Genomic DNA, 8,072 nt, shown 5'->3' on the forward strand with positions numbered 1-8,072 from the left:
GCCTTGACGGACTCGGCCTCGATGCGGGCCTGGGCGGGGTCGTAGACGCCGCAGGGCAGGTCGCAGTGGGCCGAGACCTCGATGGTGGGAGCGAAAAGTCGCGCGAACATGCGGGTCCTCTCAAAGAGTGTTCATGTGTCCTACGGATTGCGACACTACTCCGCATGGAAGAGATCGCGGCCAGGGCACCCCGACACACCTGGGGGATGGCGAAGGTCGTCGGGGCATCGATGGAGCCGACGCTGCTGGCAGGGGACCGGTTGCTGGTCTCCTACGGACGTACGCCGGTGCCCGGTCGTGTCGTCGTCGCCCGGCTCGCCGACGGGGCGGTCGTGGTGAAGCGGGCGGTGGAGCGGCGTACGACCGCGTCCGGTCGCTCCGGGTGGTGGCTGCTCTCGGACAACCCGGGCGCGCCCGGGGTGCTGGACTCCCGTCATCGCGGTCCGGTCGCGGACGCCGACGTGCTCGGGGTCGTGGTGGGCCGGCTGTGGCCGCGCCCGCGGATCCTGGATGATCGTCTGGAAGAGGGCTCCAGATGAGGGGTTCGTCACCTGTAGGAAACATCAACCGCTTCCTCCGGTAGCCTGTGCGAAACTGCCATCCGGGCATCACATCCCTGTAGATGGCGCCTTGCGCGGCTCCACCCTCGGCTCGCGTTCGACCGCCCGACGTCCGAGTCCGTAGTTTCTGGAGGCCCCCAATGACCGAGTCCACCCTGTCCACCGAGACCACCGCCTATGACGGCGACCCCGTGTTCGAGCTTCACCGCGGCGGCAAGATGGCCATCGCGGCGACCGCGTCGGTCTCCGACAAGGCGTCGCTGTCGATGGCCTACACCCCCGGCGTCGCGCGGGTCTGCACCGCGATCGCCGAGCAGCCGGAGCTGGCCCACACCTACACCTGGGTGCCCAACACCGTCGCGGTCGTGACCGACGGCACCGCGGTGCTCGGCCTGGGCGACATCGGCCCCGCCGCGGCGATGCCGGTGATGGAGGGCAAGGCGGTGCTGTTCAAGGAGTTCGGCGGCGTCGACTCGATCCCGATCTGCCTGGACACCACCGACGTCGACGAGATCGTCGAGACCGTCATCCGGATGGCCCCGTCGTTCGGCGGCATCAACCTGGAGGACATCTCCGCGCCGCGCTGCTTCGAGATCGAGGACCGCCTCAAGGAGGCGCTCGACATCCCGGTCTTCCACGACGACCAGCACGGCACCGCGGTGGTCACGCTGGCCGCGCTGATGAACGCGCTGAAGCTGACCGGCCGCAACCCCGAGTCGACCCGGGTGGTCATCTCGGGCGCCGGTGCCGCGGGCGTCGCGGTCGCCAAGATCCTGCTCGAGTTCGGCATCAAGGACCTCGTGCTGCTCGACCGCAAGGGCGTCATCTCCTCGACCCGCTCCGACCTGACCGCGTCGAAGAAGGCGATCGCCGAGGTGACCGCCGACGTCACCGGCCGCACCGGCTCGCTGGCCGAGGTGCTCGCCGGCGCCGACGTCTACGTCGGCGTCTCCGGCGGCACCGTTCCCGAGGAGCTCGTCGCCACCATGGCCGACCAGGCGGTCGTCTTCGCGATGGCCAACCCGAACCCCGAGATCCACCCCGACGTGGCGCACAAGTACGCCGCGATCGTCGCCACGGGTCGTTCGGACTTCCCCAACCAGATCAACAACGTCCTCGCCTTCCCCGGCATCTTCCGGGGCGCGTTCGACGTGCACGCCTCCTCGATCACCGAGGGCATGAAGCTCGCCGCCGCCCAGGCGCTCGCCGCTCTGGTCAGCGACGAGCTGAACGAGGCGAAGATCATTCCCGAGCCGTTCGACCCGCGCGTGGGTCCCGCTGTCGCCGCCGCGGTCGCCGAGGCTGCCCGGGTCGACGGGGTCGCTCGCCGCTAGCCGAGTCGGCTCGTCGTGACCCGAACGGACGCCGAGTCGGCCCGTCATGACGGGCCGACTCAACCTTTGGATCGGTCAAGATGAGCCGGGTCGAGGTTTCGGTAGGGTCGGGCCATGTTCGCTGCGTACGCCGAGAAGTTCTCATCCGACGACCCGATCTCCGGCCTCGTGCTGGGGGAGCGGCCCGAGCCGGTCGTGCCCGATGGCTGGACGACGGTCACCGTCAAGGCTGCCTCGCTCAACCACCACGACCTGTGGTCGTTGCAGGGGGTCGGGCTCAAGGCAGAGGCGCTGCCGATGATCCTCGGCTGCGACGCGGCCGGGCTCGACGAGGACGGCAACGAGGTGGTGGTGCACTCGGTGATCTCCTCGCCCGACTGGACCGGTGACGAGACCCTCGACCCGAAGCGGTCGCTGCTCTCCGAGCGCCACCAGGGCACCTTCGCCGAGAAGGTGACCGTGCCGCGTCGCAACGTGGTCGCGAAGCCTGCCGGGATGTCGTTCGAAGAGGCCGCGTGCCTGCCGACGGCGTGGCTGACCGCCTACCGGATGCTGTTCACCCAGGGCGGGCTCAAGGCCGGCGACTCGGTGCTCGTGCAGGGCGCCGGCGGGGGAGTGGCGACCGCGGCCATCACCCTCGCCCGAGCGGCCGGACTGAAGGTCTACGCCACCTCCCGTGACGAGGCGAAGCAGAAGCGCGCCCTCGAGCTCGGCGCCCACGAGGCGCTGCCCTCGGGCGAGCGGCTGCCGGTCAAGGTCGACGCGGTCATCGAGACCGTCGGTCGGGCGACCTGGACGCACTCGGTGCGTTCGCTGCGCCCGGGCGGGGCGATCATCATCAGCGGCACCACCTCGGGGCCGAACCTCGACGATGCGCTGCTCACCAACATCTTCTTCCTGCAGCTGAAGGTGATCGGCTCGACGATGGGCACCCGCAACGAGCTGGCGAGCCTGGTCTCGCTGCTCGAGGCGACCGGCACCCGGCCGCTGATCGACCGCACGATGCCGCTGACCGAGGCCAAGGCCGGCTTCGAGGCGATGCACGCCGGCGACCTCTTCGGAAAGGTCGTCTTCACACTGTGAGGTGAGCAGGGAGGAGCCCTGCCATGTGACGTACGGAATATCGTTCGACTCCCCCGGGTTCGACCAGGGACCATTGAGTGTCACCGCCGGGGGGCTCGAAAAGTTTCTCGTGGCGTGATGTCGAAATCGGCCTCGCCCGTTCGATCTATGTGTGAGAGCGGGTGGCAACGGGCCCCTGCGTACGACCCCGAGGAACTCGTCATGACTGCTGCCGTCACAACATCGCATCGTCCACTCGACGGTGGGAAGCGGCGTACGCCTGCCGTCATCACCCTGCTCGTGCTGGCCACCTTCGTGGTGATCCTCAACGAGACGATCATGCTCAACGCGATCCCGAACCTGATGAACAGCTTCGGGGTCACCGAGCACGCCGCTCAGTGGGTCTCGACCGCGTTCATGCTGACCATGGCGTCGGTGATCCCGGTGACCGGCTGGTTCCTGCAGCGGGTGACGACCAGGACGGCGTACGCGACGGCGATGGGTGTCTTCATCGCCGGCACCGTGATCTCCGCGATCGCGCCGGTCTTCGGCATCCTGCTCGCCGGCCGGGTCATCCAGGCCGCCGGCACCGCGGTGATGATGCCGCTGCTGATGACCACCCTGATGACGGTCGTCGACGAGAGCGACCGGGGCCGGGTGATGGGCAACGTCACCATGGCGATCTCGGTCGCGCCGGCTCTCGGACCGACCCTGTCCGGCCTGATCCTGGGCTTCGGCTCGTGGCGACTGCTCTTCCTGCTGGTCCTGCCGATCGCCGTCGTCGTCGCGTGGTCCGGCCTGCAGCGCCTGGAGAACGTCAACGAGCCCGCCGAGTCCACCGTGGACTGGGCCTCCGTCGTCATCGCCGCGCTCGGGTTCGGCTCGCTCGTCTACGGGCTGAGCCGCTTCGCCGAGGGCGAGGTCGGGCTCCCGCTGGTCATCGCGGCCGTCGGCGCGGTGCTGATCCTCGGGTTCGTGCTCCGCCAGCTCCGGCTGCAGCGCGTCGGCTCGCCGCTCCTGGACCTGCGCGCCTTCCTGCACTCGACCTTCACCAAGTCGCTCGTGCTGATGGCGATCGCGTTCCTGGCGATGATGGGCTCGATGATCCTGCTGCCGCTCTACCTGCAGACCGTGCGCGGGCTCTCGCCGCTCTACACCGGTCTCCTGGTGATGCCGGGCGGTCTGGCCATGGGTCTGCTCGGGCCGACCGTCGGGAGGATCTTCGACACCTACGGTGGGCGGGTGCTGGTCATCCCGGGCTCCATCGGCATCGTCGCCGCCCTCGCCGGTCTCGCGCAGATCTCGCTGACCACGCCCTACTGGCTGGTCCTGGTGCTCCACCTGGTGCTGATGGTCAGCCTGGCCGCGGCCTTCACCCCGGTCTTCACGCTGGGCCTCGGGTCGCTGCCCTCCCACCTCTACTCCCACGGCTCCTCGATCCTCGGCACGCTCCAGCAGGTCGCGGCCGCGTTCGGCACCGCGCTGGCGGTGACCGTGATGTCCGTACGCAGCGACCAGGTGGTCGAGGAGGTCGGTGCCGTCGCTGCCCAGGTGAGCGGCCTGCAGGCTGCCTTCCTCGTCAGCGCTGGGCTGGCGCTGATCGTGGTCGTGATGGCCATCCTGCTGCCTGCTCGGGCCGAGGCGCACGAGGCGACTGCTGAGGAGACTGCTGAGGAGACTGCTGAGGCGCCCGCTGGCGAGCCTGCCGCGGATCTCGACGCCGAGCTCGCCGACCTGTGCGAGCACGGGCGTGAGGCTGCGGTCTGCGGTTGCTGAGTCGGGCGGGGATCGTGTGCCTGTGTAGGAATACCCGGTTAACCGGGTATTCCTACGCCTCGGACCGCCACTGATACACGCCGATCAGCAGCATCCTCAGCTGCGTACGCACGGTCGCGACGATCTGCGCTTCCTGCTCGGGGCGGGCGGTGGAGAGGATCTGCTCGGCGGTCGCGACCAGAACCGTTACGAACAGCGACGAGAGCACGTGCAGGTCCTTGGCGGTCCAGGTGTCGGTCCCGGACATCAGCGCCAGGTCGGTGGCCAGCTCACGCTCGCAGAGCTCGATCTCACGCCGGATGGCCTCGCGTACGGAGCGCGGCCCGGCGACCCGCTCGCGGGCGATGAACCCGAAGTGGTCGCGTCGCCGGTGGACGTGGTCGACGAGAGCGTCGATCGAGCCGTCGACGATATCCTTGTCGGCCTGAGCGTTGCGGCGTACGTCGCGGAAGAGGTCGCGCAGCGAGTCGAAGGACTCCTCGACCAGTGCCAGCCCGAGTGACTCGATCGAGTCGAAGTGGCGATAGAACGCGGTCGGCACGATGCCGACCTGCTTAGCGACCTGGCGCAGCGAGAGTGCCGTCAGCGAGCTGTCGGTGGACAGCTCCAGAGTCGCCTCCAGGATCGCTCGCCGGGTCCGGAGCTTGCGCTCCGCACGGCTCTCCGGCTCCGCACCCGTCTCGATCACCAGACCATCCTAGGGGTAACGGCCGGACAGGCGTGAAGTGCACACCTGTGCACCGTGATCTGGGCCACGTGCGCCGCATCTTGACGCGTGCTGCAGTGACCCGCCATCGTTGTCGGTGTACAGATGTTCACTGAAAGGCGAAAGACATGGCACTCGACCTCGGCGGCCGGATCCTCCGCTCCCGCACGGTTGCGGCGCTCGCCTCCCCGCACGGCATCGACCGCTATCTGACCCAGATCAACCCGATGCTGGCCGCGCACGAGGTGCGCGCCCGCATCACCGACATCCACCCGGAGGTCAGCGCGCCCGGCGCGCCCCAGGTGGCGACCGTGACGCTCCAGCCCACCTCGACCTGGCGCGGCCACCGTGCCGGCCAGCACGTCAGCGTCGGCATCGACACGGGGGAGGGTCGGCGCACCACCCGCGTCTTCACCGTCTCCAGCACCGAGGGCAAGCCCGGTGAGCCGCTCACCATCACGGTTCGTGCCCACGACGACGAGCACGCGACCCCCTACAGCATCTCCAAGTACCTGACCGAGCGTGCCACCGTCGGCACCCTGGTGCACCTGTCCCAGGCCGAGGGCGACTTCGTCCTCCCCGACCGTGTGCCCGAGCACATCGTGCTCATCTCCGGCGGCTCCGGCATCACTCCGGTGATGTCGATGCTGCGCTCCCTCCAGCGGCGTACGCACCGGGGCAAGGTCACGTTCCTGCACTGGTCGCCCAGCGCCGACCGCCAGATCTTCGCCGACGAGCTCGAGGAGATCCGTCACCAGGGCCACGGCGTCGACCTGCACATCCTGCACACCTCCGAGGGCGCGCCCTACCTTTCCCCGGCGCTGCTGTCGAAGCTGGTCCCGGGATATCGGGACCTGCCGACCTGGGCCTGCGGGCCGGCCTCGCTCATCGAGGCGGCTCAGGCTGCGTACGAGGGTACGGAGTCGCTGAGGGTGGAGTACTTCAAGCCACCCAAGACGGCCGGCGTCGCCGGCGGTGAGATGGAGTTCGCGCGCACCGGCAAGACCGTCACCAACGACGGCGCCACGATCCTCGACCAGGCCGAGGCCGCGGGGCTGACCCCCGAGTCCGGCTGTCGGATGGGGATCTGCTTCTCCTGCACCACCAACAAGAGCTCCGGACGGGTCCGCAACATCCTGACCGGCGAGACCTCCGAGCTGCCCGACGAACAGATCCGGATCTGCGTGAGCACGCCCGAGGGCGACTGCTCCGTGGACCTCTGACGATTCCCTCGAGGAGACAACCCATGACCACCGTTGAGAACACCGGCAACCGCCGCCTCTCCGCCGAGGAGCTCGAAGCCTTCGGCAAGGAGATGGACGCCATCCGCCAGCGGATCGTCGCCGATCTGGGCGAGAAGGACTCGGCGTACATCTACGACATCGTCAAGAAGCAGCGGTCCTTCGAGATCGCCGGCCGTGCGCTCTTCTACCTGCCCGTGATCGGCTGGATCCCGGCCGTCGCCTGCCTGTCCATCTCCAAGATCCTCGACAACATGGAGATCGGGCACAACGTCATGCACGGCCAGTACGACTGGATGGGCGACCCCGACCTCAACTCGCGGATGTTCGAGTGGGACAACGTGTGCCCCTCCGACCAGTGGAAGTACTCCCACAACTACATCCACCACACCTTCACCAACGTCCTCGGCAAGGACCGCGACATCGGCTACGGCATCCTGCGGATGGACGAGGACCAGAAGTGGCACCCCTACTTCCTCGGCAACCCGCTGTACGCCTTCTTGCTGATGGTCTTCTTCGAGTGGGGCGTCGCGCTGCACGACCTCGAGGTCGAGAACCTCGTCGCGGGCAAGCGGAAGATGTCGGACAACGCCGAGATGCACCGCGGCATCATGAAGAAGGTCAAGCGCCAGGCGCTGAAGGACTACGTCCTGTTCCCGCTGCTGTCCGGTCCGCTCGCGCCGCTGACGTTCCTCGGCAACGCCACCGCCAACCTGGTCCGCAACATCTGGGCGTTCAACATCATCTTCTGCGGTCACTTCCCGGCCGGCGTCGCCTCCTTCTCGCAGGAGGAGTGCGAGGACGAGACCCAGGGTCACTGGTACTACCGCCAGCTCCTCGGCTCGGCCAACATCACCGGCGGGCGCATCTTCCACATCATGTCGGGGAACCTGTCCCACCAGATCGAGCACCACCTCTTCCCCGACCTGCCGGCGCGCCGCTACCCGGAGATCGCCGAGGAGGTCCGCGAGATCTGCGAGCGCTACGGTCTCTCCTACAACACCGGTCCGCTGCACCAGCAGCTGTGGGGCGTCTTCAAGAAGATCTGCCGGTACGCCCTCCCCGACCGCAAGCGCCCCGCCGCCGAGGGTGTCGAGGCCGCTCCTGCCCTCGAGGGGGTCGCGGCATGACCCCTGACCAGCCACAATGGGTTGTCATGGAGCCTGAGCTGAGCAAGAACGAGATCCGCAAGGATGTCGCCCAGAGCGCGGTCGAGGTCACGGCCACCACCGTCGGCCAGGTGGCGGTCATCATCACCGGCGCCGTACGTGACGTGGCCGGTGCCATCGGCGGCCTCGCCACCGAGCTCTTCGAGCTCCGCGCCGCCGCGAAGCGAGCCGAGAAAGACCTCGCCGAATAGGTAGTTCTGGCGACCGAGTCCGCAGTTGTGGGC

9 protein-coding genes are annotated in these 8,072 nt (G+C 68.3%); 7 read left to right on the top strand and 2 right to left on the bottom strand.

All coding sequences use genetic code 11. The features are described from left to right. Window positions 1-110: superoxide dismutase [Ni] (locus ACFVJS_RS24355; RefSeq protein WP_305367623.1), on the bottom strand; the 110-nt coding region annotated here is incomplete at its 3' end. Between the two features lie 54 nt (window positions 111-164). Between ACFVJS_RS24355 and ACFVJS_RS24360 the strand changes: the two genes are divergently transcribed. From ACFVJS_RS24360 to ACFVJS_RS24375, 4 genes are all read left to right on the top strand, one after another. Continuing rightward, window positions 165-539 (top strand): S24/S26 family peptidase, encoded by a 375-nt coding sequence (locus ACFVJS_RS24360; RefSeq protein ID WP_378885858.1) that lies wholly within the window; start codon window positions 165-167, stop codon window positions 537-539. Window positions 540-700: 161 nt separating this feature from the next. Continuing rightward, window positions 701-1,894 carry an NADP-dependent malic enzyme gene (locus ACFVJS_RS24365; protein WP_378885860.1) on the top strand — a complete coding sequence of 398 codons (1,194 nt, stop codon included), beginning with the start codon at window positions 701-703 and terminating at the stop codon, window positions 1,892-1,894. A gap of 114 nt (window positions 1,895-2,008) precedes the next feature. Then, window positions 2,009-2,977 carry a zinc-binding dehydrogenase gene (locus tag ACFVJS_RS24370; protein ID WP_378885861.1) on the top strand — a complete coding sequence of 323 codons (969 nt, stop codon included), beginning with the start codon at window positions 2,009-2,011 and terminating at the stop codon, window positions 2,975-2,977. 201 nt (window positions 2,978-3,178) lie between these two features. Beyond that, window positions 3,179-4,732 carry an MDR family MFS transporter gene (locus tag ACFVJS_RS24375; RefSeq protein ID WP_378885863.1) on the top strand — a complete coding sequence of 518 codons (1,554 nt, stop codon included), beginning with the start codon at window positions 3,179-3,181 and terminating at the stop codon, window positions 4,730-4,732. A gap of 52 nt (window positions 4,733-4,784) precedes the next feature. Here ACFVJS_RS24375 and ACFVJS_RS24380 read toward each other — a convergent pair whose 3' ends face one another. Then, window positions 4,785-5,420, bottom strand: a complete 636-nt coding sequence (locus tag ACFVJS_RS24380; RefSeq protein WP_378885865.1) for a TetR family transcriptional regulator — start codon at window positions 5,418-5,420, stop codon at window positions 4,785-4,787. Window positions 5,421-5,566: 146 nt separating this feature from the next. On the opposite strand from ACFVJS_RS24380, the gene ACFVJS_RS24385 reads away from it, so the two are divergent. From ACFVJS_RS24385 to ACFVJS_RS24395, 3 genes are read left to right on the top strand one after another with little or no spacing between them, the layout of a single operon-like run. Then, on the top strand, window positions 5,567-6,661 hold the full coding sequence (locus ACFVJS_RS24385) for a flavin reductase family protein (protein WP_378885867.1): 1,095 nt from the start codon (window positions 5,567-5,569) through the stop codon (window positions 6,659-6,661). A 23-nt stretch (window positions 6,662-6,684) separates the two neighbouring features. After that, window positions 6,685-7,809, top strand: a complete 1,125-nt coding sequence (locus tag ACFVJS_RS24390) for a fatty acid desaturase family protein (RefSeq protein ID WP_378885869.1) — start codon at window positions 6,685-6,687, stop codon at window positions 7,807-7,809. A 26-nt stretch (window positions 7,810-7,835) separates the two neighbouring features. Next, complete coding sequence (locus ACFVJS_RS24395; RefSeq protein ID WP_141795460.1) at window positions 7,836-8,039, top strand: hypothetical protein; 204 nt, start codon at window positions 7,836-7,838, stop codon at window positions 8,037-8,039. Window positions 8,040-8,072: the final 33 nt, after the last annotated feature.

This window comes from Nocardioides sp. NPDC057772 (genome assembly GCF_042798075.1).
GTDB lineage: Bacteria > Actinomycetota > Actinomycetes > Propionibacteriales > Nocardioidaceae > Nocardioides.

Bases quoted from the DNA above. Each gene is read 5' to 3' on its own strand.
- ACFVJS_RS24360 (WP_378885858.1), top strand. From the start codon at position 165: ATGGAAGAGATCGCGGCCAGGGCACCCCGACACACCTGGGGGATGGCG.
- ACFVJS_RS24365 (WP_378885860.1), top strand. From the start codon at position 701: ATGACCGAGTCCACCCTGTCCACCGAGACCACCGCCTATGACGGCGAC.
- ACFVJS_RS24370 (WP_378885861.1), top strand. From the start codon at position 2,009: ATGTTCGCTGCGTACGCCGAGAAGTTCTCATCCGACGACCCGATCTCC.
- ACFVJS_RS24375 (WP_378885863.1), top strand. From the start codon at position 3,179: ATGACTGCTGCCGTCACAACATCGCATCGTCCACTCGACGGTGGGAAG.
- ACFVJS_RS24385 (WP_378885867.1), top strand. From the start codon at position 5,567: ATGGCACTCGACCTCGGCGGCCGGATCCTCCGCTCCCGCACGGTTGCG.
- ACFVJS_RS24390 (WP_378885869.1), top strand. From the start codon at position 6,685: ATGACCACCGTTGAGAACACCGGCAACCGCCGCCTCTCCGCCGAGGAG.
- ACFVJS_RS24395 (WP_141795460.1), top strand. From the start codon at position 7,836: ATGGAGCCTGAGCTGAGCAAGAACGAGATCCGCAAGGATGTCGCCCAG.